Origin of the sequence: Streptomyces sp. NPDC048636 (genome assembly GCF_040650655.1) — a bacterium.
In the GTDB taxonomy this organism is placed as follows: Bacteria; Actinomycetota; Actinomycetes; order Streptomycetales; family Streptomycetaceae; genus Streptomyces.
The window spans coordinates 250,344-275,482 of record NZ_JBEZHR010000002.1; the positions used below are offsets into that span (position 1 = coordinate 250,344).

The 25,139-nt window shown below is 72.8% G+C and carries 22 protein-coding genes, 2 tRNA genes and 1 pseudogene; 21 read left to right on the top strand and 4 right to left on the bottom strand.

Going from position 1 to position 25,139, the window contains the following annotated elements; all coding sequences use genetic code 11:
• Window positions 1–203: 203 nt before the first annotated feature.
• From proB to AB0C66_RS06960, 5 genes are all read left to right on the top strand, one after another.
• Window positions 204–1,337 (top strand): glutamate 5-kinase, encoded by a 1,134-nt coding sequence (gene proB, locus AB0C66_RS06940; protein ID WP_362435526.1) that lies wholly within the window; start codon window positions 204–206, stop codon window positions 1,335–1,337.
• Between the two features lie 380 nt (window positions 1,338–1,717).
• On the top strand, window positions 1,718–2,203 hold the full coding sequence (locus AB0C66_RS06945) for a hypothetical protein (RefSeq protein WP_362433863.1): 486 nt from the start codon (window positions 1,718–1,720) through the stop codon (window positions 2,201–2,203).
• A gap of 91 nt (window positions 2,204–2,294) precedes the next feature.
• On the top strand, window positions 2,295–3,593 hold the full coding sequence (locus AB0C66_RS06950; protein ID WP_362433865.1) for a glutamate-5-semialdehyde dehydrogenase: 1,299 nt from the start codon (window positions 2,295–2,297) through the stop codon (window positions 3,591–3,593).
• A gap of 118 nt (window positions 3,594–3,711) precedes the next feature.
• Window positions 3,712–4,356 carry a hypothetical protein gene (locus tag AB0C66_RS06955; protein WP_362433867.1) on the top strand — a complete coding sequence of 215 codons (645 nt, stop codon included), beginning with the start codon at window positions 3,712–3,714 and terminating at the stop codon, window positions 4,354–4,356.
• A gap of 134 nt (window positions 4,357–4,490) precedes the next feature.
• Window positions 4,491–5,573: a hypothetical protein gene (locus AB0C66_RS06960; protein ID WP_362433870.1), complete on the top strand. Its 1,083-nt coding sequence runs from the start codon at window positions 4,491–4,493 to the stop codon at window positions 5,571–5,573.
• Between the two features lie 50 nt (window positions 5,574–5,623).
• On the opposite strand, the gene AB0C66_RS06965 is transcribed toward AB0C66_RS06960, so the two are convergent.
• Window positions 5,624–6,814, bottom strand: a complete 1,191-nt coding sequence (locus tag AB0C66_RS06965) for a M48 family metallopeptidase (protein WP_362433872.1) — start codon at window positions 6,812–6,814, stop codon at window positions 5,624–5,626.
• Window positions 6,815–6,918: 104 nt separating this feature from the next.
• Here AB0C66_RS06965 and AB0C66_RS06970 point away from each other — a divergent pair, with 104 nt between their 5' ends.
• The 7 genes from AB0C66_RS06970 to AB0C66_RS07000 all read left to right on the top strand — a co-directional run bounded on the left by AB0C66_RS06970 (window position 6,919) and on the right by AB0C66_RS07000 (window position 11,208).
• Window positions 6,919–7,071, top strand: coding sequence for a hypothetical protein (locus AB0C66_RS06970; RefSeq protein WP_362435661.1), 153 nt, complete (start codon window positions 6,919–6,921; stop codon window positions 7,069–7,071).
• Between the two features lie 126 nt (window positions 7,072–7,197).
• A complete protein-coding gene (locus tag AB0C66_RS06975) occupies window positions 7,198–7,365 on the top strand; it encodes a hypothetical protein (protein ID WP_362433874.1) in 168 nt (55 codons plus the stop codon).
• Between the two features lie 59 nt (window positions 7,366–7,424).
• Window positions 7,425–8,036: a nicotinate-nucleotide adenylyltransferase gene (gene nadD, locus AB0C66_RS06980; protein WP_362433876.1), complete on the top strand. Its 612-nt coding sequence runs from the start codon at window positions 7,425–7,427 to the stop codon at window positions 8,034–8,036.
• A gap of 13 nt (window positions 8,037–8,049) precedes the next feature.
• Window positions 8,050–9,813, top strand: a complete 1,764-nt coding sequence (locus AB0C66_RS06985; RefSeq protein WP_362433878.1) for a LytR C-terminal domain-containing protein — start codon at window positions 8,050–8,052, stop codon at window positions 9,811–9,813.
• 162 nt (window positions 9,814–9,975) lie between these two features.
• Window positions 9,976–10,413 (top strand): ribosome silencing factor, encoded by a 438-nt coding sequence (rsfS, locus tag AB0C66_RS06990; protein ID WP_362433881.1) that lies wholly within the window; start codon window positions 9,976–9,978, stop codon window positions 10,411–10,413.
• Window positions 10,410–11,063, top strand: coding sequence for a histidine phosphatase family protein (locus AB0C66_RS06995; RefSeq protein WP_362435529.1), 654 nt, complete (start codon window positions 10,410–10,412; stop codon window positions 11,061–11,063). The genes rsfS and AB0C66_RS06995 overlap by 4 nt, the downstream gene beginning before the upstream one ends.
• A gap of 72 nt (window positions 11,064–11,135) precedes the next feature.
• A tRNA-Ala gene (locus AB0C66_RS07000) sits at window positions 11,136–11,208 on the top strand.
• Window positions 11,209–11,270: 62 nt separating this feature from the next.
• On the opposite strand, the gene AB0C66_RS07005 is transcribed toward AB0C66_RS07000, so the two are convergent.
• Complete coding sequence (locus AB0C66_RS07005; protein ID WP_362435532.1) at window positions 11,271–12,155, bottom strand: helix-turn-helix transcriptional regulator; 885 nt, start codon at window positions 12,153–12,155, stop codon at window positions 11,271–11,273.
• A gap of 240 nt (window positions 12,156–12,395) precedes the next feature.
• Here AB0C66_RS07005 and AB0C66_RS07010 point away from each other — a divergent pair, with 240 nt between their 5' ends.
• The 9 genes and pseudogenes from AB0C66_RS07010 to AB0C66_RS07050 all read left to right on the top strand — a co-directional run.
• Window positions 12,396–13,907, top strand: a complete 1,512-nt coding sequence (locus AB0C66_RS07010) for an MFS transporter (protein WP_362433883.1) — start codon at window positions 12,396–12,398, stop codon at window positions 13,905–13,907.
• 76 nt (window positions 13,908–13,983) lie between these two features.
• Window positions 13,984–14,142 carry a hypothetical protein gene (locus AB0C66_RS07015; RefSeq protein WP_362433886.1) on the top strand — a complete coding sequence of 53 codons (159 nt, stop codon included), beginning with the start codon at window positions 13,984–13,986 and terminating at the stop codon, window positions 14,140–14,142.
• Window positions 14,143–14,147: 5 nt separating this feature from the next.
• Window positions 14,148–14,381, top strand: coding sequence for a hypothetical protein (locus AB0C66_RS07020; protein WP_176183008.1), 234 nt, complete (start codon window positions 14,148–14,150; stop codon window positions 14,379–14,381).
• A gap of 147 nt (window positions 14,382–14,528) precedes the next feature.
• A tRNA-Ala gene (locus AB0C66_RS07025) sits at window positions 14,529–14,601 on the top strand.
• A gap of 344 nt (window positions 14,602–14,945) precedes the next feature.
• Entirely contained in the window at window positions 14,946–17,822 is a 2,877-nt protein-coding gene (gene leuS, locus AB0C66_RS07030; protein ID WP_362433891.1) for a leucine--tRNA ligase, read from the top strand.
• A gap of 177 nt (window positions 17,823–17,999) precedes the next feature.
• The gene (locus AB0C66_RS07035; protein WP_362433895.1) at window positions 18,000–18,743 is read left to right on the top strand and encodes a hypothetical protein; all 744 of its coding nucleotides are present in this window, start codon (window positions 18,000–18,002) and stop codon (window positions 18,741–18,743) included.
• A 134-nt stretch (window positions 18,744–18,877) separates the two neighbouring features.
• Window positions 18,878–19,723, top strand: a complete 846-nt coding sequence (locus AB0C66_RS07040; RefSeq protein WP_362433897.1) for a DegV family protein — start codon at window positions 18,878–18,880, stop codon at window positions 19,721–19,723.
• Between the two features lie 292 nt (window positions 19,724–20,015).
• Window positions 20,016–21,008, top strand: a complete 993-nt coding sequence (locus tag AB0C66_RS07045; protein WP_362433899.1) for a ComEA family DNA-binding protein — start codon at window positions 20,016–20,018, stop codon at window positions 21,006–21,008.
• A pseudogene (locus tag AB0C66_RS07050) lies at window positions 21,005–23,575 on the top strand (ComEC/Rec2 family competence protein); the annotation flags it as partial. The gene AB0C66_RS07045 and the pseudogene AB0C66_RS07050, both read left to right, overlap by 4 nt.
• 55 nt (window positions 23,576–23,630) lie before the next feature.
• On the opposite strand, the gene AB0C66_RS07055 reads toward AB0C66_RS07050, so the two are convergent.
• Both AB0C66_RS07055 and AB0C66_RS07060 read right to left on the bottom strand, forming a co-directional pair.
• Window positions 23,631–24,098 (bottom strand): pyridoxamine 5'-phosphate oxidase family protein, encoded by a 468-nt coding sequence (locus tag AB0C66_RS07055; protein WP_362435535.1) that lies wholly within the window; start codon window positions 24,096–24,098, stop codon window positions 23,631–23,633.
• Window positions 24,099–24,245: 147 nt separating this feature from the next.
• Window positions 24,246–25,139, bottom strand: coding sequence for a winged helix-turn-helix transcriptional regulator (locus AB0C66_RS07060; RefSeq protein ID WP_362433901.1), 894 nt, complete (start codon window positions 25,137–25,139; stop codon window positions 24,246–24,248).

Here is a 25,139-nt window from a genome sequence, read left to right on the forward strand (position 1 = left end):
CGCGGCCCCGTCCGGGGGCTGGAACTCGCAGGCGGGCGAGGGCGCGCCTGCCGTAGATTGCCCCCTTGTCATGATGAGTGTGCAGGGCACGCGTGTCGTCGGGCGTACGGTGCGTGACGACGGCGTCGGGACGTGTGACGAGGCCGGGGACGGAGCAGGGGAGCGGAGTGACTGAGCAGGACGGGTCGGCGGTACGGAGCGAGGTGGCCGCCGCCCGCAGGATCGTGGTCAAGGTCGGTTCGTCCTCCCTCACCACCGCGGCGGGTGGTCTGGACGCGGACCGGGTCGACGCACTGGTCGATGTCGTCGCGAAGGCCCTGGAAGGGGACGGCGGCGACCGGGAGACGGCCGGGGACGGCAAGGAGATGGTCCTCGTCTCCTCGGGCGCCATCGCGGCCGGGCTGGCCCCGCTGGGCCTGGACCGGCGCCCCCGTGACCTGGCCCGCCAGCAGGCGGCCGCCAGCGTCGGACAGGGCCTGCTGGTGGCCCGCTACACAGCCTCCTTCGCCCGCTATGGACGGCGGGTCGGTCAGGTGCTGCTCACCACGGACGACACCAGCCGCCGCGCCCACTACCGGAACGCCACCCGCACCCTGGACCAGCTGCTGGCCATGGGTGCGCTGCCGATCGTCAACGAGAACGACACGGTGGCCACGGACGAGATCCGGTTCGGCGACAACGACCGGCTGGCCGCCCTGGTGGCCCATCTGGTGCGGGCCGATCTGCTGGTGCTGCTCTCCGATGTGGACGGTCTCTACGACGGCGACCCCAGGAGCCCCGGCACCTCCCGGATCGACGAGGTCCGGGGGCCGAAGGACCTGGACGGGGTGTCGATCGGCAGCGCGGGGCGCTCCGGGGTCGGCACCGGCGGCATGGTGACCAAGGTCGAGGCGGCCCGGATCGCGGCCGCGGCGGGGGTGCCGGTGGTGCTCACCTCCGCCAGCCGGGCCGGTGACGCCCTGCTCGGCCGCCGTACCGGCACCTACTTCCACCGCACCGGCCGCCGCTCGGCCAACCGGCTGCTGTGGCTCGCGCACGCCTCCGCGCCGCGCGGCGCGCTCGTCCTGGACGACGGGGCGGTGCGGGCCGTGGTGGAGCGGCGCACCTCGCTGCTCCCGGCCGGGATCGCGTCCGTGGAGGGCGAGTTCACCGCGGGGGACCCGGTGGAGCTGCGGGACACCGCCGGGCGCGCGGTCGCCCGCGGGCTGGTCAACTTCGACGCCAAGGAGATCCCCCGGCTGCTCGGCCGGTCCACCCGTGAGCTGGCACGTGAGCTCGGACCGGCCTATGAGCGCGAGGTCGTGCACCGCGACGACCTGGTGGTGCTGGACCGCTGAGGCTCCTGGGGCGCCGGGAAACGCCGGGGCCGCGCCGGGGCTGACCCGCGCCCCCGGGCTCCCGACCGGCGCCCGCGGCTTCCTGGCGCCCGCGTACCGGCTCCCCGGGGTCGCGCACGGATCGCGGAGGGCGCGGGTGGGCGGTGGAGAAGGGGAGGAATTCGCGACAAGTCCGTGTCATTCCTTGAAGACCTTGTGCAAAAAGGCCACGCGGCACCGCCGGGGCTGGTCAACTTTGTTCCACGGGGCCGTGAGGGCAGCGGGTCCGTGGTGGGCCGCGGCGGCCCCGGAGCGGAAGCGGAAGCCGCGGGACCATCGCCACACCGCCACTAGTGCTCCGCCCGCTGATGAGCGGAGCAGCGAGCTACAGGAGGCCGCCGGTGAGACGAGGGCGCCCGGGGGCGCCGTCCAGAGGGGCGGCGGAGCGCACCCTGACCAGTGTGGGAACGGGCGACGTGGGTACGGCGGCCGCGGAGGCCGGGACCGGGGACGCCACGGCGCGGGCAGCCGGGCGCGTCGTCGAGAGCTCCCGGCTGTGGCACATCACCCTCAGCGTCTCGGGCGTCGAGGCGCCCCTGCGGGAGGTCCGACGGGCCCTGGAGCAGCTGGCCCATGACCACCCCTTCCTGCTGACCAGCCGCTATGCCAACGATCACGCCGAGATCCGCTACTGGGAAGAGGCCCGTGATCTGCATGACGCGGCGGCCGTCGCGCTGCGGCTGTGGGGCGAGCACCGCTCCACGGCCAATCTGCCGCCGTGGGAGATCGTCGGGCTCGAGGTCATCGACCGTGATACGTATCACCAGCGGATCGCGGAGGGCTACGGCCCGCCGCCGGCCTCTCCGGTGGGCGTGCACCCGTTCTGAGGACGTATGTGCCGCACCCGGAATATGAGACTCCATCTCGAAGACCGGAACAGTGGGCGGCTCGGGCTCCCGGGCTCAGTAGGCTGCCTGCATGACCAGCGCACCCACGTCGCCGCTCACCGACCCCTGGCCGAAGTCCCCCGTCCTCCAGGCCGCCTACCGGGCCCGGGCCGCGGCCGCCGATCTCGCCCCGCTGCCGCGCGCCGTCAAGGACGACGCGCTGCTCGCGATGGCCGACGCCCTCGAGGTGCGCACCAAGGAGATCGTCGAGGCCAACGCGACCGATGTGGAGCGGGCCCGTGAGGCGGGCACCAGCGAGGCCATCGTCGACCGGCTGACCCTCACCCCCGAGCGGGTGCGGGCCATCGCCGCGGACGTCCGGCACGTGGTCGCGCTGCCCGACCCGGTCGGCGAGGTGGTGCGCGGCTCGACGCTGCCCAACGGGATCGATCTGCGCCAGGTGCGCGTACCGCTCGGCGTCGTCGGCATCATCTACGAGGCCCGGCCCAATGTGACGGTGGACGCGGCCGCGTTGTGCCTGAAGTCGGGCAACGCCGTACTGCTGCGCGGCTCCTCGTCCGCGTACCACTCCAACAGCGCGCTGGTGAAGGTCCTGCGGGACGCCGTCGGCGGCGCCGGACTGCCCGCGGACGCCGTGCAGTTGGTGCCCGGGGAGAGCCGGGAGTCGGTGCGCGAGCTGATGCGCGCCCGCGGTCTGGTCGATGTGCTGATCCCGCGCGGCGGCGCGTCCCTGATCCGCACCACGGTCGAGGAGTCGACGGTTCCGGTCATCGAGACCGGCACCGGCAACTGCCATGTGTACGTGGACGCCGAGGCGGACCTCGACATGGCGGTCGACATCCTGGTGAACTCCAAGGCCCAGCGGCCGAGTGTGTGCAACGCGGCCGAGACGCTGCTCGTGCACCAGGACATCGCCGGTGAGTTCCTGCCGCGCGCCCTGGACGCGCTGGCGGAGGCCAAGGTCACCGTGCACGCCGACGAGCGCGTGATGGCGCTGGCGGAGGGCGCCAAGGCCACCGTGGTCCCGGCGGTGATGGACGACTGGGAGACCGAGTACCTGTCGTACGACATCGCGGCGGCGGTGGTGGACTCCCTTGAGGCCGCGGTGTCCCACATCCGGCTGTGGTCCTCCGGCCACACCGAGGCCATCGTGACGACGTCCCAGGCGGCCGCCCGCCGCTTCACCCAGCTGGTGGACTCCACCACGGTCGCCGTCAACGCCTCGACCCGCTTCACGGACGGCGGGCAGTTCGGCTTCGGCGCCGAGATCGGCATCTCCACCCAGAAGCTGCACGCCCGCGGCCCCATGGGGCTGCCCGAGCTGACCTCGACCAAGTACATCGTCACCGGCGACGGCCACACCCGCTGACCCCACCCGTCGACTCACCCGTTCGGGGGATACCGGTACCGGGTCCCCCTGGGGGAGATCTTCCCCCGAATACCATTTCGCCCTGCCCAAATTGACCCGTCCGGTCTACTCTGAACGGGTGCCGGACGACGTGGGGGGCAAGCCGTTCCCGAACGGCGACGAGCCCGACGACCGCGGCCACGGAGAGGCGAACGACGAGTTCGCCGCCGTGGCCTTCGACGAGGACTTCGTACGGTCGGCCCTGATCCATGAACCGACCGCGGTGGAACGGATGCTGGCGGCCGCCGAGGCCCGTGCCGAGGCCGAGGCGTCCCGGCGGCGCCCCGCGGGTGTGCCCTCCGAGGACGAGCTGTTCGAGGACGGTTACGGGCCCGACGGCGACGCCGAATTCGGCTATGACCCGGACGACACCGATCCCGACGGCCGTTTCGGCCACGGCCGGGACGCCGACGGCCTCTACGGCCCGTACGGCCCCTATGGGCGGTACGGCAGCGCCGGGCGGCCCTATCGCGGCCATGCCCGCTGGCAGCGCCCGGTGGCCTGGCTGCTGGCCGTCCTGATGGGCGTCGGGGTGGTCGCGCTGGCCTTCACCGCCGTCTACCGGGGCGCCTCGGGCAACCGTCAGGACCCGAGCCCACCGCCCGCCAGCAGCGGGGTCGACGGCAGCCCCACCGGGCCGCCACGGCTGGAGCCCTCCTCGTCCTCCTCCGACCCCGCCGAGTCCGGGACACCGCCCGCCTCCACCGCGCGCAGCTCGCCCTGAGCCCTCGCCGAGGCGCCCGGTCCGCCGGGCCCCTCTAGCACGCCGCGCGGTATGCGGCGTTTCCTCCTGGAGCCGTCCGAAGTTGTGGAGTACCACCGCGTTTACCGGTGCCCGCCGCGACCTACTCTTGAGGTATGACCGGGCGTGGAGACCCTCCCGAGGGGACACCCGAAGGCGTCCCGGGAGGTGGTGAGGACGAGTACCGCTCCGTCGTATTCGACGAGTCGTTCGTTCGTGCTGCCCGGCTCCAGGAGTTCTCCGCCCGGGAACGGATGGGTGACCACGCGCGGGCCGTGCGCAGCCGTCACGCCTGGGCCAGGGCCGGGGCGTCACGGCAGGCCGTCGTCCTCATCCTGCTGATCGCCCTCGCCTTCGCCGCTGCGGTCTACATGGGGGTGCGCCACCCCTACCAAGCCCCGCCACCGCAGACCGTCGAACCGCTGCGCAGCAGTGTGGTGCCGCTGGCGCCGCGCGGTGAGGTGCCCGGCGGGGCGCCGGAGCAGCTGGTCCGCACCAGTCCGGCCGCCGAGTTCCGCACCGGCGCCGAGGGCATCACCCTGCCCGGCGCCCGGCGCACCCAGAGCTTCTCCGAGAGCCAGGTGATGTCGGCACTCACCACCGCGAAGGACTACGTGGTCACCTCGGCCCTCGACCCGGGCGTGGTCACCGGCGGTCCGGTGCGCATGGTGCGGCTGCTGCTGGACCCGGCCCAGCAGAACCAGTTCGACCGGAGCTTCGAGCACCCGGTGGACGACGGACGCCACTCCGCCACCGGCTGGCTCACCCGCTTCAACCCCGCCGAGGTCACCCTGGCCGACGCCCCGGTGCGGGTGCGGGGCACGCTCACCGTCGTCGAGCGCAGCCCGGCCACCCTGGAGGTCACCGCCGACCACATCTTCGTCTACGCGGTGCAGCGGGCCCATGAGCGAGGTCCGGACCACGCCTCGCTGTTCACGGTGCGCCGGGAGACGCGGTTCCGCTTCGACCGCGGGGACCTGCGCGACCACCATCTGGAGCTGGTGCAGAGCGCCGTACTGGCGGGCCCGCAGTCCTGTGCGGCGAACGCCTCCGGCTATCTGCGGCCGCTGCTCGCCGGGCAGAGCGCCAAGGGCGACGCTCCGGCCGGCACCGACCCCTACGCACCGGGCCGGACCCCCGTCTCGCTCTGCGGGGCCCTGACGCCCGGCTCCCAGCCCCGGATGGGCGGCGGCTCGTAAGGGGCCCGTCGGCCCGCGCGGCGCCTCCGGCGGGCCCTCCTGCGACGTGCTCAGCCCTTGCGCGGGGTGTCGGGGCCGTCCGGGCCCTCGGTGTCCTCCGGACCGTTCTCGGGTCCGGCGGGGCCGTCCTCGCGGCCCGTACCACCCGCGCCGGAGCGGTCCTCCGCGTCCGAGCCCTCGGACGTCTCGCCGCCCGTACGGCCGCCGCCGAACCGGTCGCGCAGCTTGCTGCCCAGGTCCCCGGCGCCGCCCGCCACATCCCGTACGAACGCCATCAGCGGGTCCTTGCTGGTGCGCACCGACTCCGCGTAGTGGCTCGCCGACTCCCGGAAGGAGTCGCCGACCGAGGTGTCCTTGTCCTCGTCACGTCGCGGATAGTGACCGTCCATGAGCCGCTGGTAGTCACGGCTGGCGGCCCACTTCTTCAGCTCGGCCGCGCGCACCGTGGTGAACGGATGGCTGCGCGGCAGCATGTTGAGGATCTTGAGCACGGAGTCGCGCATATCCCCGCTCGACTCGTACTCCTCCGCCTGCTCCAGGAACGCGTCCACGTTCATCTCATGCAGGTGGTGGCCGCCCGCGAGCTTCATCAGCCCGCGCATCGACGCGTGGAGGTCCTGGCCCACCAGCAGCCCCGCCCGGTCCGCCGACAGCTCCGACTTGCGGAACCATTCGCGCAACGCCGTCACCAGGGCCAGCACCGCCACATTGCCCAGCGGGATCCAGGCCACCTTCAGCGCCAGGCTGGTGAGGAAGAGCAGTATCGTCCGGTAGACCGAGTGGCCGGAGAGCGCGTGGCCCACCTCATGGCCGATGACCGCCCGCATCTCCTCCTCGTCGAGCAGCTCCACCAGCCCGGTGGTCAGCACGACGATCGGCTCGTCCATGCCGATGCACATCGCGTTCGGCTGCGGGTTCTGCGTGATGTACATGGCCGGGACCTTCTCGAGGTCCAGTATGTAACAGGCGTCCCGCAGCATGTCGTTGAGGTGGGCGAACTGCCGGTCGCTCACCCGCACCGAATCCGACAGGTACAGCAGCCGCAGACTGCGCTCGGGCAGCAGTCCGCTCAACGCCTTGAAGGCGGTGTCGAAACCGGTCAGCTTGCGCAGGGCGACCAGCGCCGAGCGGTCCGCGGGGTGTTCGTACGCGCGGGAGGAGATACCGGGGAACCGCCGCCGGCTGCGCCCCGGCACCCGCTCCGGCCCGCCGCCCCGTCCAGAGGTGTCGCTGTCGCCCATGTGGCCCCCTCGTCGCCGATGTTCCGCCCAGTCTGCCCGGTCGTGCCCCGTCCCCCGGCGGACCCCAGCCTAGGCCCTGACCGGCGGGGGGTTAGCGTGGAGACATGCCCGATATGACTGGTCTCACCGAAGTACTCGCCGCCACCTCCAAGGACGCCGGACCGGGAGCGCTGCTGCGCGTGGTCATCGTCGTCGGTGTGGTGGGGGCGGGTCTGCTCGCCTGGTTCCTGCTCCGCGGATACGGCAAGCAGGACTGACCACCGCGCTCAACCGGCGACCGGGCGCGGGGCGGAGGACGGCGCGGAGAGCGGTGCCGAAGGGGGCTCGCATACGATGTGGCCGACGTGACTCGACGCCTAGACCCCGATAGGTAGTGCCCCGCGATGAGCGCTTACAGCACCGCACACAACCTGGTCACCCTCGCCGCCGAGGGTGGCGAGCACCACACCGACACCCATGCGAGCATCAGCCCGTATATGACCGGTGGCGGCGCGCTGCTCATCCTTCTGCTGCTGCTGTGGATCACCACCCGCTTCAACCGGGACCGCTGACCGGGGCCGTGGACCCTGCGGGCCCCGGCCGCGGACCGGGCCCAGTAGGGTCTGCACGCATGGAAGAGCAGAAGGTGCCCGGCAAGCGGCGGCTCGGTGTGATGGGCGGGACGTTCGACCCGATCCACCACGGACACCTGGTCGCGGCGAGCGAGGTGGCGTCGCAGTTCCACCTCGACGAGGTGGTGTTCGTGCCCACCGGGCAGCCGTGGCAGAAGAGCCACAAGAAGGTCTCCCCGGCCGAGGACCGCTATCTGATGACGGTCATCGCGACCGCCTCCAACCCGCAGTTCTCGGTCAGCCGCATCGACATCGACCGCGGCGGCCCGACGTACACCACCGACACCCTCCGGGACCTCAGGGCGTCCAGCGGTGACGCGGATCTGTTCTTCATCACCGGCGCGGACGCGCTCTCCCAGATCCTCACCTGGCGCGACGCCGAAGAGCTGTTCTCCCTCGCCCACTTCATCGGGGTGACCCGGCCGGGGCACATACTGGCCGACCCGGGTCTGCCGGAGGGAGGGGTCTCCCTGGTCGAGGTGCCCGCGCTGGCGATCTCGTCCTCGGACTGCCGCTCGCGCGTCGTCCATGGCGAACCCGTCTGGTATCTGGTGCCGGACGGCGTGGTGCGCTACATCGACAAGCGCGAGCTGTACCGGCACGACTGCTGAAGGGGTACGCCCGGTGAATGACGGACAGGACCCGTACGACCCGTACGCGCAGGATCCGTACGCCCAGGAGCCGCGGATCTACGGCTACGACGCCTATGGGCGTCCGGTCTACCAGCCGCAGGCGGGGCAGCAGACCTACGACCCCCAGCAGAGCTACGACCCGCAGCAGGGCTATGACCAGCAGCGGAGTTACGACCCCCAGCAGGGCTATGACCCGCAGCAGGGTTACGACCCGTACGGGCAGCAGGGGCAGGGCGGCTACGGCTACGACCCCTACGCGCAACAGCAGCCCCAGCAGCCGCAGGCCCAGCCGTACGACCCCTACGCGGCGCAGCGGCAGTATCCCTACGACACCCGGCAGCAGGGCTACGACCACGCGCCGACCGTCCCGCCGCAGCGTGAGCCGAGCCCCTACGAGGAGCTGAGCCCCGAGGCGCTGCGGGAGCCGCCGCCCGAGCCCGCCACCGGGCCGGAGCCCGCCCGCGGACCGGGAGCGGCGAAGGCGGGGGAGCCAGACGAGGACTACCGCACCGAACAGTTCGCCTTCATCGAGGAGGAGGACGAGGAGTCCGACGACGTCATCGACTGGCTGAAGTTCGCCGAGACCCGTACCGAGCGGCGCGACGAGCGCAAGCGCAAGGGCCGTAACCGGATGGTCGCGCTGATCGTGGTGCTGGTACTGGCGGTCACGGGCGGGGTCGGCTACCTCTGGGCCGTCGGCAAGCTGCCGGGGCTGTCCGGCGGGAAGACCGACGAGGCGGTGGGCGGTCCGCAGAAGCGCGAGGTGATCGTGGTCCATCTGCGCGAGACCAAGGGCGGTCGCAGCTCCACCGCCCTGCTGGTGGACAACGAGACCACCAAGGAGGGCACCACCGTCCTGCTGCCGAACGCGCTGTCCGTCTCCACCGAGGAGGGCGGCTCCACCACGCTCGGCAAATCGGTCATCGATCAGGGCTCGGACTCCACCCGGGAGTCGCTGAGCACCCTGCTGGGTTCGCGGATCCAGGGCACCTGGCGGCTGGACACCCCGTATCTGGACAGCCTGGTCGAGCTGGTCGGCGGGATCACCGTGACCACCGACGCGACCGTGCCGGACCGGCAGAAGGGCGCCGCCCCGCTGGTGAAGAAGGGCCGGGAGCAGCCGCTGGGCGGCCAGGCGGCCGTGGCGTACGCCACGTACCGCGCGCCGGGCGAGCCCCAGACCAAGCAGCTGGCCCGGTTCGGACAGGTGATGCACGCGGCGCTGAGGAAAGTCTCCAGCGACGAGAAGGGCGCGACCAGCACCGTGGAGTCGCTGGCCCAGATCCCCGATCCGTCGCTGTCGGAGCGGCAGCTCGGCGCCTCGCTGGCCAGACTGGCCGGACAGGCCAAGAGCGGCGACTACAACACCGCGATGCTGCCGGTGCGACAGGACGGGACGCTCAGCGCCCGGTCCACCGACCGCGTGGTCAAGGACATCCTCGGCGGCACGGTCAAGAACACCGAGGGCGACGCCCCCCGGGTCAGCGTGACCAACGCGGGCGGCGCCGCGGACGCGGCGGGGTCGGCCCGGGTCACCCTGGTCAACGGCGGTTTCACGGTCGTCTCCGCGACCGAGGGCGGCGGCACCCCGCAGCAGCTCTCGCGGGTCACCTACGCCGACGCCGCCCAGGCGGCGCAGGCCAAGGAGGTCGCCAAGACGCTCGGCCTGCCCGCGAGCGCGGTGCGCAAGGGCAAGGGCGCGGCCAACGCGGACATCACGGTCGTCCTCGGCCGGGACTACACGGGCAAGGGCTGAGCGGCCGGACCGCTCCCTCGGATCGCCGCGGCGGCCGCCTCCGGGCGGCCGCCGTGCCATGGCCGGGCGGCCACCGGGTCCTGGCCCGGCGGGGCGGTCGCGGGGCGTGAGACCCTTGGGGTGCCAGACCTTCGAGGTACTACGACGACCGAAAGCCTGCCTGTGACCGCCACGGACCGCTCCATCGAGCTCATCAACGCCGCCGCCCAGGCGGCCGCCGACAAGCTCGCGCACGACATCATCGCGTACGACGTCAGCGACGTGCTCTCGATCACCGATGCCTTCCTGCTCGCCTCGGCGCCCAACGACCGCCAGGTGAAGGCGATCGTCGACGAGATCGAGGAGCGGCTGAACAAGGAGCTCGGCGCCAAGCCGGTGCGTCGCGAGGGCGACCGCGAGGCCCGCTGGGTGCTCCTGGACTACGTGGACGTCGTCGTGCACGTCCAGCACAGCGAGGAGCGGGTCTTCTACGCCCTGGAGCGGCTGTGGAAGGACTGCCCGCAGCTGGAGCTCCCGGCCGACGCCGTCGCCACCCGGGGCAAGGCGAACGAGTACGCGCAGGCGCAGGCCGACGGCGGCGCTGGTGGTGAGGTCAGCTGAACGGCACCACCGGAGGCCGGGGCCGCCGTGTCGTCCTGTGGCGGCACGGCCAGACGGCCTGGAACGTCGAGCGGCGCTTCCAGGGCTCCCTGGACATCGAGCTCACCGAGACCGGGCTCGCGCAGGCGCGCCGCGCGGCCCGGCTGCTGGCCGCGCTGAAGCCGGACGCGGTCGTCGCCTCCGACCTCAAGCGGGCCGCGGCCACCGCCGCCGAGCTGGCGGCCGTCACCGGGCTTCCGGTCTCCCATGACGCGGCGCTCCGGGAGACCTACGCCGGTCAGTGGCAGGGGCTCACCCACGACGAGATCATGGCGCGGTTCGGCGAGGAGTACACCGCCTGGAAGCGCGGTGAGCCCATCCGCCGCGGTGGTGGCGAACTGGAGTCCGAGGTCGCCGACCGGGCCGCCCCGGTCGTGACGGAGAACGTCGAGAAGCTGCCCGACGGCGGCACGCTCGTAGTGGTCAGCCACGGCGGCACCATCCGTACCACCATCGGCCGGCTGCTCGGTCTGGAACCCCGGACCTGGGAGGCGCTGGGCGGTCTGTCCAACTGCTGCTGGTCGGTGCTGGGCGAGGGGCTGCGCGGCTGGCGGCTGCTGGAGCACAACGCCGGATCGCTGCCCGAGCCGGTGCTCGGCGACGACGACTGAGCGGATTTCCTTTTCCGGCTGGTCACCGGCTATGCTCCTTCTCGTTCCCAGCGCTTCGGCGCGAAGAGCAGCGGGGCTATAGCTCAGTTGGTAGAGCGCCTGCATGGCATGCAGGAGGTCAGGAGTTCAATTCTCCTTAGCTCCACAGCACCGCACCGATCCCGTCCCCCTCCCTGAGGGTGGCGGGATCGCTGCTTTCCCGGCCCGTCAAGGGCGTTCGGCGTGCTGAGCCCGCTCGGCCCGCACCGCGGAGAGCGGCCGCACATGGTCGGAGCAGCCGATCAGCGGATCGTGGATGCCCCGCAGCCGCTCCAGGAAGCCCCGGCTCTCCTCGTCGTCCGGTGTGTAGACCACCACCCGGGTCTCCGTCGCCCCATTGATCTGCATCGACGTCGAGATCAGCCGTATCGCGCCGACCGAGGCGTGCTGCACCACCTTGATCCGCGAACCGGGCGGGGCGACGTCCCCGGTGCGCCAGAGCCGTGCGAAGTGGTCGCTGGCGGCCAGCAGCCGGGTGAGGAACGCCTCCCAGGCGGGCTCGCCCACATGCCGTCCGTACGCGCCGCGCAGCGTCGCCACGATGACCGGCAGCTCCTGGTCCAGGTTGTGCAGCGAGACACAGCAGCGCTGGGTCACGAAGAGCTGCCACAGCACGTTCCGCTCGGAGGGGGAGCTCAGCAGCATCGACGGAAACAGGTGCCGGTACCCGGCGTTGTTCGCCAGGATGTCGTACCGGGCGTTGTAGACGACGGCCGGAAGCGGATCGAGGGCGTCGAGGATGGCCTGCACCTCGGGGCCGACCGTGCCCGCGTCCCGCATCCGGTCCGGGACGTACGGCACCTCGGCCAGGTCGTACAGATGCCCGCGCTCGGCGTCGTCGAGCCGCAGGGTGCGCGCGACCGCGTCCAGCACCTGCACACTCGCGTTGATCGGACGGCCCTGCTCCAGCCAGGTGTACCAGGTGACGCCGACGCCGGAGAGCTGGGCCACCTCCTCCCGGCGCAGCCCCGGGGTGCGGCGGCGCAGCCCGGGCGCCATCCCCACGTCCGCCGGGGTCACCCGGGCGCGGCGGCTGCGCAGGAAAGCGGCCAGCTCGGGCCGCCGCCGCTGGGTGGTCTGCCGGTGCCGCGCGGTGTGCGAGGCGGTCTCTTGTGCGGTCTGTTGTGCGGTGTTCACGTGTGCGGTGTTCACGGCCATCGTCGATCCCCCATGTCCCCCGTTGCCCCCGTTGTCCCCCATGCTCCAGGCGGCGGCCGGAGGCTGCCAGGTGCTGCCACTACCAGCATCGGCGGGCTCTCGTTACCGGTACCCACGCGCCCGCACGCTCGGCTCATGACCTACACCACTCCGACCACCCCTCTCCCCGCAGAGGACTCCACACCCAGTAAAGACCGGACCACTGACATCCCGGCCGCCGCGGCGCCCGCCCGGCGGCCCCCGCGCCCCGGCTGGCTGCTCGCGATCGTCCTCACCGGCCAGCTGATGGCCGTGCTCGACGTCCTCATCGTCAATGTCGCGGCCCCGACCATGCGCGCCGATCTGCACGCCTCCGGCGGCGGACTCCAGCTCGTCATCGCCGGTTACACCATCGCCTACGCCGTACTGCTGATCACCGGGGCGCGTCTGGGCGCTCTGCTCGGCCACCGGCGGATGTTCCTGTCCGGGCTCGTCGGGTTCACCGCCGCCTCGCTGGCCTGCGGTCTGGCCACCGGCACCGGGCAGCTGATCGCCTTCCGGTTCATCCAGGGCGCGGCGTCGGCCATGATGCTGCCGCAGGTGCTCACCCTCATCCAGCGGACGTACACGGGCAGTTCGCGGGCACGGGCGCTCGGCGCGTACTCCGCGGTGCTCGCCTCGGGAGCCGCCGCCGGGCTGGTGGTGGGCGGGGTGCTGGTCGAGGCCGACCTGATGGGCACCGGCTGGCGTCCGGTCTTCCTGGTGAACGTGCCGATCGGTCTTGTGCTGCTCGTCCTCGGCCCCCGGCTGATGGGCTCCGCCGAGCAGTCATCCGGACCGGCCACCGGGCTCCGCGGCGGTCTCGATCTGCCCGGTCTGCTGCTGCTGGCCTCGGCCGTCCTGCTGTTCACGGTGCCGATGGTGCTCGGACAGGAGCGGGACTGGCCGCTGTGGGGCTGGGTCATGCTGGGGCTGAGCGCGGTCCTCACGGCGCTGTTCGCGGTCTACGAGACACGGCTTGCCCGGCGCGGCGGCAGGCCGCTGATCTCCCCGCGGGTGGTGCGGGCGCCCGGGATGGCGGTCGCGGTGATCCGTATCGTGCTGGCGATGGCGGCGAACGGCGGCTTCCTCTTCGCCACCACCCTGCATATGCAGGGTGGGCTGGGCTACAGCGCGATGCGGGCCGGACTGACCTTCGTGCCCTGCGCGGTGGCGTTCGGTGTGCTGGGGCTCAACTGGCAGCGGCTGCCGGTGCGCCGGCAGCCCGCCGTGGTGCCGGCCGGATTCGCGCTGGCGGCCGTGTCGTTCCTCGGGATCGGTCTGGGGCTGCGGAACGGCGGCGACGGCGGGCCGTGGCTCTACGTCGCCCTGGCGGGCGTGGGAGCCGGGCTCTCGCTCGCCTACGGCCCCGTCCTGACACGGACGTTGGCGACCGTACGGCAGCAGGACGCGGCGGACGCCAGCGGCGTCCTGGTGACGGCGGCTCAACTCGGTCTGCTCAGCGGTGTCGCGGTCTTCGGCACCGTGTTCCTGAACGCGGCGGAGGGCGGGGCCCCCGGAGCGCGCGCCTCGGCGGACGCCCTGTGGGTGACCTGCGTCGCACTGGCCGCGGCGGCGGCATGCGGAACGCTGCTGAGTCTCGTGAGGCGGCTGAGGCATCTCCGCTGACCTGGCCGTCGTCCCATGGCAGAATCGGACGGCCGGAGGGGTAGGGGCCGACAGTCCGATGGGGAGGGCAGGTGGGATGCCGACGAGCATCCTCGATGCGATCGAGGACCTTTCCGACGAGGATCGGTCGGGCATCGCGTGTCCGTCCTGCGGCTCCGGCAAAGTGGCTCAGGTCCTCGGCGACAACGGCGGTGTTTCCTACGTGTGTACGGCCTGCGGCCACATCTGGAGCTGAGTGACATGGGAGCACACAGCCGGAAATGTGACTGGTGCGGCAGCGGCACACCGATCGTCCGTGACATGGAGCCGCTCAACTCCGACTACCAGTACTGGTGCGCGGAGTGCGCACGGGCGCTGATCATCAAGGGCGATCCCATCGAGACCTACCGGGAGCTGGAAGGGGAGCCGATCTACGGTCGGCTCCTCGACGAGCACTGCACGCTGAAGCGTTTCTACTCGTTCGCCACGGCGTGACCCGGGGCCGCCCCGGGCCCTGTTCCGGCCCGGCTCCGGCGCCGCCGCGGCCCCGCTCCGGCCCCGCGGTAATCGATTTGGCGGAAGGCCGGGGCGTCCGTGTAATGTAGGCGATGCCGCCGAGGGGAACCGGGCGGAGCAAGACCTGGGGCTATAGCTCAGTTGGTAGAGCGCCTGCATGGCATGCAGGAGGTCAGGAGTTCAATTCTCCTTAGCTCCACAGTGACCGGAGACGGATTGTCCGCTATGGACAGTCCGTTTCTTTTGTCTTCCCGGCTCTTTTGAGTGTCGCGGCTGCCCGCTGCTTTGTCTTCCGCGGCCGCCCGCCGCGGCTGGCTGCCGCGGTTCCCTCGATGCGGGCCCTTGGCGCCCTGCGGTAACCTGACCCCATGCGTGCCGTACGCCTTCTGCTTAGCGGGCCGCGCTGATCGAGAACCGACCGAGAACAGCTCCGGTCGGCATCGGCGCGGCGTCCCCTCCTGTGCGAGGGGTCTTTTTGTTTCGGAGGCAAGAGGGAGTCGTTCCCTACCGCAGGCAGAGACGACCGATGGAGCTTTGAGGATCATGAGCGAGACCACTGCCGCGGCCGAGGTGGCCGCGCCGCACCGCTATACGGCCGCACTGGCCGCTGACATCGAAGCCCGCTGGCAGGACTTCTGGGACGCGAACGGCACGTATGACGCGCCCAACCCGAGCGGTGATCTGGCCGGTGACGCCGAGGCGGTCGCCCGCCCCAAGAAGTTCGTCATGGACATGTTCCCGTACCCCTCGGGCGCGGGTCTGCACGTCGGCCATCCGCTGGGCTACATCGCCACCGATGTCTACGCCCGCTACCACCGCATGACGGGCCACAACGTCCTGCACACCCTGGGCTTCGACGCCTTCGGACTGCCCGCCGAGCAGTACGCGGTGCAGACCGGCACCCACCCCCGGGTGAGCACCGAGGCCAATATCGAGAACATGCGGCGCCAGCTGCGCCAGCTGGGCCTGGGGCACGACGCGCGCCGGTCCTTCGCGACGATCGACCCGGACTACTACAAGTGGACCCAGTGGATCTTCCTCCAGATCTTCAACTCCTGGTACGACCCGGAGGCGAGGAAGGCCCGCCCGATCGCCACCCTGGTCGAGCGGTTCGCCGCCGGTGAGCGCCCGACGCCCGACGGCCGCCCCTGGGCCGAGCTGACCGAGGCCGAGCGCGCCGACGTACTGGGCGGCCACCGCCTGGCGTACGCCTCCGACGCGCCCGTCAACTGGTGCCCCGGGCTGGGCACCGTGCTGGCCAACGAGGAGGTCACCGCGGAGGGCCGCTCCGAGCGCGGCAACTTCCCCGTCTTCAAGGCCAAGCTGCGCCAGTGGAACATGCGCATCACCGCCTACGCCGACCGGCTGCTGTCGGACCTGGACGGGCTGGACTGGCCCGAGGCCATCAAGCTCCAGCAGCGCAACTGGATCGGGCGCAGCGAGGGCGCCCGGGTGGACTTCCCGGTGGCCGACCGCCCCGACGCGAAGATCACCGTCTTCACCACCCGGCAGGACACCCTGTTCGGCGCCACCTATATGGTGCTGGCCCCCGAGCACGGCCTGGTGGACGAGATCGTTCCGGCCGCCTGGCCCGAGGGCACCCACCAGGTGTGGACCGGCGGGCACACCACCCCGGCCGAGGCCGTCGCCGCGTACCGCAAGCAGGCCGCGGCCAAGTCCGATGTGGAGCGGCAGGCCGAGGCCAAGGACAAGACCGGCGTCTTCACCGGCGCCTTCGCGGTCAACCCGGTCAGCGGCCAGCCGGTACCGGTCTTCATCGCGGACTATGTGCTGATGGGTTACGGCACCGGCGCGATCATGGCCGTTCCGGCGCATGACACGCGTGACTTCGCCTTCGCCCGCGCCTTCGAGCTGCCCATGCGCTGTGTGGTCGAGCCGTCGGACGACCGTGGCACCGACCCGTCCACCTGGGACGACGCCTTCGCCTCGTATGACGCGAAGATCGTCAACTCGACGGGGGAGTCCGTCTCCCTGGACGGGCTGGGCGTCGTCGGGGCCAAGGCCCGTATCACCGAGTGGCTGGAGACCCGCGGGATCGGCGAGGGCACCGTCAACTTCCGGCTGCGCGACTGGCTCTTCAGCCGTCAGCGCTACTGGGGCGAGCCCTTCCCGATCGTCTACGACGAGGGCGGCATCGCCCACGCGCTGCCCGAGTCGATGCTGCCCCTGGAGCTGCCCGAGGTCGAGGACTACTCGCCGCGCACCTTCGACCCCGAGGACGCCGACACCTCCCCGGAGACCCCGCTGTCCCGGAACCAGGACTGGGTCAACGTGGTGCTGGACCTGGGCGACGGCCGCGGCCCCCGCCCGTACCGCCGCGAGACCAACACCATGCCCAACTGGGCCGGATCGTGCTGGTACGAGCTGCGCTACCTGGACCCGCGCAACGGCGACCGGCTGGTCGACCCGGATATCGAGGGCTACTGGATGGGCCCGCGCGAGGAGCGGCCCACCGGCGGTGTCGACCTGTATGTCGGCGGCGCCGAGCACGCCGTACTGCATCTGCTGTACGCGCGCTTCTGGTCCAAGGTGCTGTTCGACCTGGGCCATGTCTCCTCGGCCGAGCCGTTCCACAAGCTGTACAACCAGGGCATGATCCAGGCGTATGTCTACCGGGACAGCCGGGGCATCGCCGTGCCCGCCGCCGAGGTCGAGGAGCGCGACGGCGCCTACTGGTACCAGGGCGAGAAGGTCACCCGGCTGCTGGGCAAGATGGGCAAGTCCCTGAAGAACGCCGTCACGCCGGACGAGATCTGCGCCGAGTACGGGGCCGATACGCTGCGGCTGTACGAGATGGCCATGGGTCCGCTGGACGTCTCACGCCCCTGGGACACCCGCGCGGTCGTCGGTCAGTACCGGCTGTTGCAGCGGCTGTGGCGCAATGTCGTGGACGAGGACACCGGCGAGACCGTGGTCGTCGACGCCGAGCCCGACGAGGCCACGCTGCGCGCCCTGCACAAGGCGATCGACGGGGTACGGCAGGACATGGTGGGTCTGCGCTTCAACACCGCCATCGCCAAGATCACCGAGCTGAACAACCACGTCACCAAGGTGCGCGAGGTGCCGCGGCAGGTGGCCGAGGGCCTGGTGCTGCTGATCGCCCCGCTGGCCCCGCATATCGCCGAGGAGCTGTGGCGCAAGCTGGGCCACACGACGTCGATTGTCCACGAGCCGTTCCCGGTCGCGGACCCGGCGTACGTGGTGGACGAGACGGTGACGTGCGTGGTGCAGATCAAGGGCAAGGTCAAAGCCCGGCTGGAGGTAGCCCCGTCGGTCACGGAGGGCGAGCTGGAGAAGCTGGCCCTGGGTGACCCGGCGGTGATGGCGGCGCTGGACGGCGCGGATATCCGGAAGGTGATCGTGCGGGCGCCGAAGCTGGTCAATATCGTCCCGGCGTGATCGTTCCGGCGTGATCGCCGTCGTCGCGGGGTGACGGCTTCTCCGCGTGACGGCTTCCCCTTACGGGCGGGCCGGGGGTTCCTGAAGGAACCCCCGGCCCGCCCGGTCCGTTTAGGGTGGAGGAACGGGTGCCGTTGACGCGTGCCGCCGCCGTGACCCACGCCAGAAGGAGCGCGCATGGAAGCCGTCTGGATCCTGTTGGTGCTGTTCCTCGTCTGCGCCGGAGTGAGCGTCTACGCGACCGCGCGGGCGGTCAAGTCGGCCAAGCGGGGCATCGACCGCACGGTGCACCAGGCCCGGCGCACCGTGGAGGACACCCGGCTGCGGGCCCGCCAGTTCGCCCAGCCGGGCACCGCCGGTGAGCTGGCCGAGCTGCGGCTGTCCCTGCGCTCCTCGATGCACGCCACCGAGCAGGCGCTGAACGCCTCGGCGGAGCAAGACCGCTCCCTGTCGGAGTCGTTGGGGCTGTTCCGGCGGCTCACCGAGCACGGCCGGGAGCTGGAGGAGGATCTGAAGCGGCTCGAGCGGGACCCCGACAGGGCCAGGGTCACCGCCCTGCTGCCCGAGCTGCGGGACCGCACCCAGCGGATCACCCACTCCGCGGACTCGCTGCGCTGGGCGGCGCGGGACCGGGCCCAGCGGTTCGCCCGGGACGATCTGGACGAGCTGGGGCGCGCGATCGACATGGAGGCGGGTGCGCTGCGGCACTGGACGTCGGAGTCGGAGGCGGAGGCGGGTTCCGCGTCGGATTCGGCGTCGGCGGGCGCGCGAGGCCCGGCCGGGGCGCAGGGAGCCCCTGAGGGCGCTTCCGGGCGGGCGCGGGACCCGGAGCCGCCGTCGATCGGTACGACGCCCCGGACGGAGGGCTACTCCTGGCAGAAGCCATGGCGGAAACCCGCCCGTCCGGAGAACACGGCCTGACGCGCCACGGGACGGACGCGGCGCGGCCCGGTGGGGGCCCGCCGGAGCCGGATACGGGGCTGACCGGTACGGTCAGTGATCGTCCGGCGGGGTCGCGCTGTCGGCCCGACGCGTCCCCCGATAACCTCCCTGTCATGTCCCGCCATGTCGCGATCGTGACCGATTCAACGGCGTACCTGCCGCAGGAGGCGATGGAGCGGCACCGCATCACCGCCGTCCCGCTGACCGTGGTGCTCGGAGACCGGGCCCTGGAGGAGGGCACCGAGATCTCGGCGCGTGCCCTCGCGCAGGCCCTTCAGAAGCGCAGGCCGGTGACGACGTCCCGGCCCAGCCCCGAGATGTTCGCGGCGGCCTACCGCGCCGCCGCGGCGGAGGGGGCGACGGGCATCGTCTCCCTCCATCTGTCCGCCGAGATCTCCGGCACCTACGACGCGGCGGTGCTCGCCGCCCAGGACGCGCCGGTGCCGGTACGGGTTGTGGACAGCGGCATGGTCGCGATGGCGCTGGGCTTCTGCGCGCTGGCGGCGGCCGAGGCGGCGGAGGGCGGGGGCACGCTGGACGACGCCGTGGCGGCGGCCCAGAAGCGGGCCGACGGCACAGCCGCCTACTTCTACGTGGACACCCTCGACTATCTGCGGCGCGGCGGCCGCATCGGCACGGCGCAGGCACTGCTCGGCTCCGCGCTGGCGGTCAAACCGCTGCTCCAGCTCGACGAGGGGCGGATCGAACTCCGGGAGAAGGTGCGCACCGCCTCGAAGGCCATCGCCCGGCTGGAGGAGCTGGTGGTGGAGCGGGCCGGGCAGAGCCCGGTGGACATCGCGGTGCAGCACCTGGCGGCGGAGGAGCGGGCGGCGACGCTCGCGGAGCGGCTGCGGGAGCGGGTGCCGGGGCTGGTGGAGCTGTACGTGGGCGAGGTGGGTGCGGTGATCGGTGCCCACACCGGGCCGGGGCTGTTGGGCGCGATCGTTTCGCCGCGGTAGGGCGGGCTGAGGGGGTCACCCGCCGGGGTGGCCGAGATATCCACAACTGCTCGGTTTTCCCCCGGATTTGGGGCGTCCCGGCGGGATCGACCGGAGGTGCCTACCGTCGGGAGGCATGAGGTCACAGTCACAGACAGTAATCATCGGTGCGGAGCGCGGGCGTCATCGCGGGGGTGGGGCAGGCCGTCCTTCCGGCACCCGGGCGGGCCTGTCGTCGCCGTTGTCCCCACCCTCGCGCCCGGCCTCGTCTTCGGCTCGTGCCGCGGCGCTGTTGCCCGGGCCCCGGTCGGCCGTGAGGGACTCGGGGCCTCCTGAGTCCCGGCAGACCGATACCGGGCAGACGAGCGGCTGTGGGGCTGTTGCCCTCGGCAGCCGGGACGGTCCGGAAGAGGGGGCTCGAGCCCGTCCGGCACCCCGCTGGGCCGACACCGCCGAAAGCGAGCCCCAGTCCGATGGTGCCGGTGCCGGTGCCGGTGCCGGTACGCGTGCCGGTGATGGTGCCGGTGAGGCCGGGGCCGACACCGATGGCGGCGGGGCGTTACGACGGCGTGAGCGGATCCGGCTGGCGCTGCGCGAGCGGCTGCCGACCTGGCTCCAGGTGCGCTGCGGTATGCGGCTCAGAACCCTGGCCGCGCTGACGGCCGCCCTGCTCGTGGCGGTGGCCTTCGCGGTGTACCACTTCTGGACCGGCCGTCCGCAGACCGTGCGGGCGCCGGAGCCCGAGCCGCCGCGCGCGGCGCCCGCCGGGCCCGTACCCACCCCCGGCGGGCGGCCCGGCCCGAGCGCCGGCCGCTCGGTCGTGGTCGATGTGACGGGCAAGGTCCGGCGGCCGGGGCTGCGTACGCTGCCGTCCGGCGCGCGGGTGGACGACGCTCTGGAGGCGGCGGGCGGGGCGCGGCCCGGCGCGGACACCAGCGGGCTGAACCGCGCCCGTCCGCTGGTCGACGGTGAGCAGATCGTGGTCGGCGCCCCGGGCGTCCCGGCGGGCCAGGCCCCTGGTGCGCCACCCGCCGCCGCGGCCACGGGAGCGGGCGGTGGAGCGGGCCCCGGCACCGGCGCTCCGGGCCCGGCCGGGGGACCGGGTGTGCCCGGGGCACCGGTCAGCCTCAACTCCGCGACACCCGAGCAACTCGACACCCTGCCGGGTGTCGGTCCGGTGCTGGCGCGGCACATCCTCGACTACCGCACCCAGCACGGCGGTTTCCGCAGCGTCGATGAACTCCGCGAGGTGACCGGCATCGGTGAGCGCCGGTTCGCCGATCTGCGTCCGCTGGTCCGCCCATGACGGAGCAGCTCGCCCGGGCCCGCGCACCGGTGCACGCCGCGGCCGCCTCACCGCGCGGGGCGTCCGAGCCCCGTCAGGAGGGTCCGCCGGATCTGCGGCTGGTGCCGCCCGCGCTCACGGCCTGGGCCGCCGCGGGTATCGCCCTGGGCACACCGGGCCGGACCGTCGCCGTGTTCTGCGCGCTGGCCTGCCTCATGGCGGCCGTGCTCCTGCTCGGGACCCGCCGTATCGCCTCCACCGCGGCCGGGCGGCCACCTGGTGTCTCCCGTCCTGGTTCCGGAGGACGGGCCGGGTGGTCCGTCAACGGCCCGGCGCACGGCGGTGGGTGGCATCGGCGGGCGGCGGGGGCGATGGCCGCGGCGCTGTTGTGCGGTGCCGCGGCGGGGGCGGTCGCCGCGCTGCACGCGGCGGAGGTGCGGCACGGCCCGGTGCCGGACCTCGCCCGGACGTACGCCGGGGTCACCGCGGAGGTGGAGGTCACCGGTGACCCCCGGCTCACTCGCCCCCGGGTGCGGGGTGCCGCGCCGGTGCCCGTGGCGGTGGTGATCGAGGCGGAGGCCGACCGGGTCACCGGACCCGATGGCACCACGACCGCCACCCGCGCTCCCGTGCTGGTGACGGTCAGGACCGGCGCCGAGCGGGAGCGGGCGCGCTGGCTCGCACTGCTGCCCTCGACCCGGCTTCGGGTGCACGGCCGGCTGGCGCCACCGCTGCGCGACGGGGACCGCGTCGCCGCCGTGATGCGGGTCGACGGCGATGGGCCGCCGAGGGTCATCGGCGCCCCCAGCGTCCTCCAGCGGCAGGCGGGACGGCTGCGCGCGGGGCTGCGGACAGCGACGGACGGGCTCTCCGCGGATGCGCGGGCGCTGCTGCCGGGGCTGGTCGTGGGGGACACCTCCCGGGTGCCGCCCGACCTCGACGAGGTGTTCCGGGCCACGGACCTGCTGCATCTGATGGCGGTCTCCGGCAGCAATCTGACGCTTGTGCTCGCCCTGTTGACCGGTCCGCCGCGGCTGGCCGCACGGGCCGAGCGGCGGGGTCTGGCGGCCGCGCTCGGGATGCGGCTCAGGACCACGGCCGTGCTCGGCGGCGCGCTCACCCTCGGCTTCGTCGTCGTATGCCGTCCCGAGCCCAGTGTGCTGCGTGCGGCGGTGTGCGGGCTGATCACCCTGCTCGCCCTCGGCACCGGGCGGCGCAGATCCCTGCTACCGGCCCTGGCCGCCGCCGTCCTGGCATTGGTGCTCTACGACCCGTGGCTGGCGCGGAGTTACGGTTTCGCGCTCTCCGTCCTGGCCACCGGCGCGCTGCTCACCCTCGCGCCGGTGTGGTCCGCCGCGCTGCGCAGCCGTGGTGTGCCGCCGCGAGGGGCGGAGGTGCTGGCGGCGGCCGCGGCCGCCCAGGCGGTCTGCGCTCCGGTCGTGGTGGTGCTCGCCGAGCGGGTGAGCCTGGTCGGGGTTCCCTGCAATCTGCTGGCCGAAGCGGCGGTCGGCCCGGCCACCGTCCTGGGGTTCGCCACCCTTGCCGTGGCCCCGTTCGCCCCGCCGCTCGCCGGCTGGCTCGCCTGGCCGGCCGGATGGCCGGCGGAGTGGATCGCCGAGGTGGCCCGGCGGGGCGCGGCCCTTCCCGGGGCCGAGCTGGACTGGCCGGGCGGCTGGACCGGCGGATTGCTGCTGGCCGTGGCCACCCTGGCCATCGTCCTGGTGGGGCGACGGCTGCCACACCGCCGGTGGCTGGGTGCGGTGAGCGCGCTGGTCCTGCTGCTGGTGCTGGTCCGCCCGGCGCCGCTGGCCCGGGTCATCACCGGCTGGCCACCGCCCGGTTGGCGTCTTGTGGTCTGCGATGTCGGCCAGGGTGACGCACTGGTCCTGGCGGCCGGATCCGGTACGGCCGTCGTGGTGGACACCGGTCCCGACCCACAGGCGGTGGACGGCTGTCTGCGTTCTCTGGGCGTGGTCCGGATCCCGCTGCTGGTGCTCACCCACTTCCACGCCGACCATGTGGCCGGGCTGACCGGTGCGCTGCGCGGGCGCGCCGTGGGCGCCATCGAGACGACGACCCTGGAGGATCCGCCCGGCCAGGCCGAGTTCGTACGCCGTCGCGCACGGGCGGCGCACGTTCCGGTGGTCGTGGCGGGGCCGGGGGAGCGCCGCCGGGTCGGCGCGCTGTCCTGGGAGGTGCTGTGGCCCGCGCCACCGTCCCCGCCGTCGCCCCCGGGCGCCCCCACCGTGCCCCCGGTGGAGGGGGCGAACGACGCGAGTGTCACCCTGCTCGTCCGTACCGCGGGGCTGACCCTGCTGCTGCTCGGTGACCTCGAACCACCCGCTCAGCGGGCCCTGCTGGCGGCTCACCCCGAGCTGCCCCGGGTCGATGTGGTCAAGGTCGCGCATCACGGTTCGGCCTATCAGGACCCCCGGCTGACGGACCGCCTCCGCCCGCGCCTGGCCCTGATCTCCTGCGGTGCGGACAATCCGTACGGACACCCGTCGCCGCGCACCGTCGCGGCACTGCGCGCCAGGGGAGCGGTCGTGCTGCGGACGGACACCGACGGGCCGATCGCCGTGACGGGCCCCGCGCTGCGCGCCGTGCTCAGACGGTCCACCCGGCTCGGGTGGTTCACCCGGCTCAGACGGCCCACGCGCCGTTCCGCATCAGATGGCGGGCCGGTAGCTCGGCCTCCTCGTACCAGACCTGCACCTCGGTGGGTGCCACCCGGAAATAGGCGTAGGGAGAGCCGCTGTGGGGCCGCCGGGGATCCCACCGGGACTTGGCCGCGAAGGCGTCGGCGGTGGCGACCGGCGCCTCGTCCAGGGCGAACACCTCCACCGTGCCCCCGATCAGCACCACATCACGGGTGTCGGCGAGGGAGAGCCGGGCGCGGCCGACCTCCAGCAAATTGCGGCCGGTGGGGTTGGCCCGGCGGGTGGAGAGCCAGATCGCCTCGCCGTCCCACAGGAAGGACAGCGGCACCAGGCAAGGCAGGCCGTGCCCGTCGGCGGACGCCACCCAGATGTCCGCCTCCCGCCCCAGCCGTGCCAACAGATCGCGCTTGCGCTGTCGTTGATCGCGTACCGCCGCCGCGTCGTTCCCCATGCCCGCCCGTGCCCCTCTCGTCCGGTCTGCCTGGGCGCACGCTATCCACGCGGTGGTGCCCGGCGCGTCGGGCGTGCGGCGTAGGGCCGGGGCCCCACGGCGACGGCCCGGACCGTGGCGCGGGGCGGACGACGGCGGGCCGACGGCTCACCGGGTGGCCGTGTCGGCCACCTCCCGGGCCAGGGCGAGGGCCTCGGCCACGGCCGCCGGGATGTCGGTCACCGGGTAGAGGGCGTGCCGGACGGTGCGGTCCGCGCCCGAGACGACCAGGATCAGCCGCTTGAGACGGAGTTGCTGCGCGGCGCGGAAGGAGGGCAGTCGCAGCGCCGCGGCGAACCGCAGCTCGCCGTCGGACAGCAGGGGGAACGGCACCTTCTCGGCGGCGGCGAAGACGGCCTGCTCATCGGGGCGTTGGGTACTCACACCCCGTACCGCCGCGCCCACCGCACGGAAGGACTCCCAGGCATCGCGGAACAGCCGGTTCTCCAGGGTGCAGCCCGCCGCGCCCGGAATATCCGCCCAGTCGTCCGGGAGCGGGGAGGGAACCCCGGTCGCCGGATAGGTGAACAGCACCGTGGCCGCGCTCCGTTCCGCGATGACGTCATGGGCGGCGCCGTCGGAACCGGGCAGCGCGAGGCCGGGCGGTACGGCGGTGCCCACCAGCTCCCGGACCCGGGCCGTCTCCGCGCTGCCGTCCTCGGCGGTGGCGGTCAGGGCGCCGTCGCCGGGCAGCCAGCGGTCGGCCCAGTCCTGCATGCCGATCAGCACGGGCAGGAACGCCCGGCCGCGTTCGGTCAGTTCGTAGGCGTACCGGAGCGGCCGTTCCTGGTAGGGGCGGCGCTCCAGCACCCCATGACCGACCAGCTCCTTCAGCCGCTCGGTCAGCACCTTGCGGGAGATGGCCAGTTCCCCGGTCAGCTCGTCGAAGCGGGTGTGCCCCCGTGCGACCTCGCGCAGGATGAGCAGGCTCCACCAGTCGCCGAGCACGGCCGCGGCCCGGGCGATGCCGCAGACGTCGTCGAGGTCTCGCTTCCTTGTCAT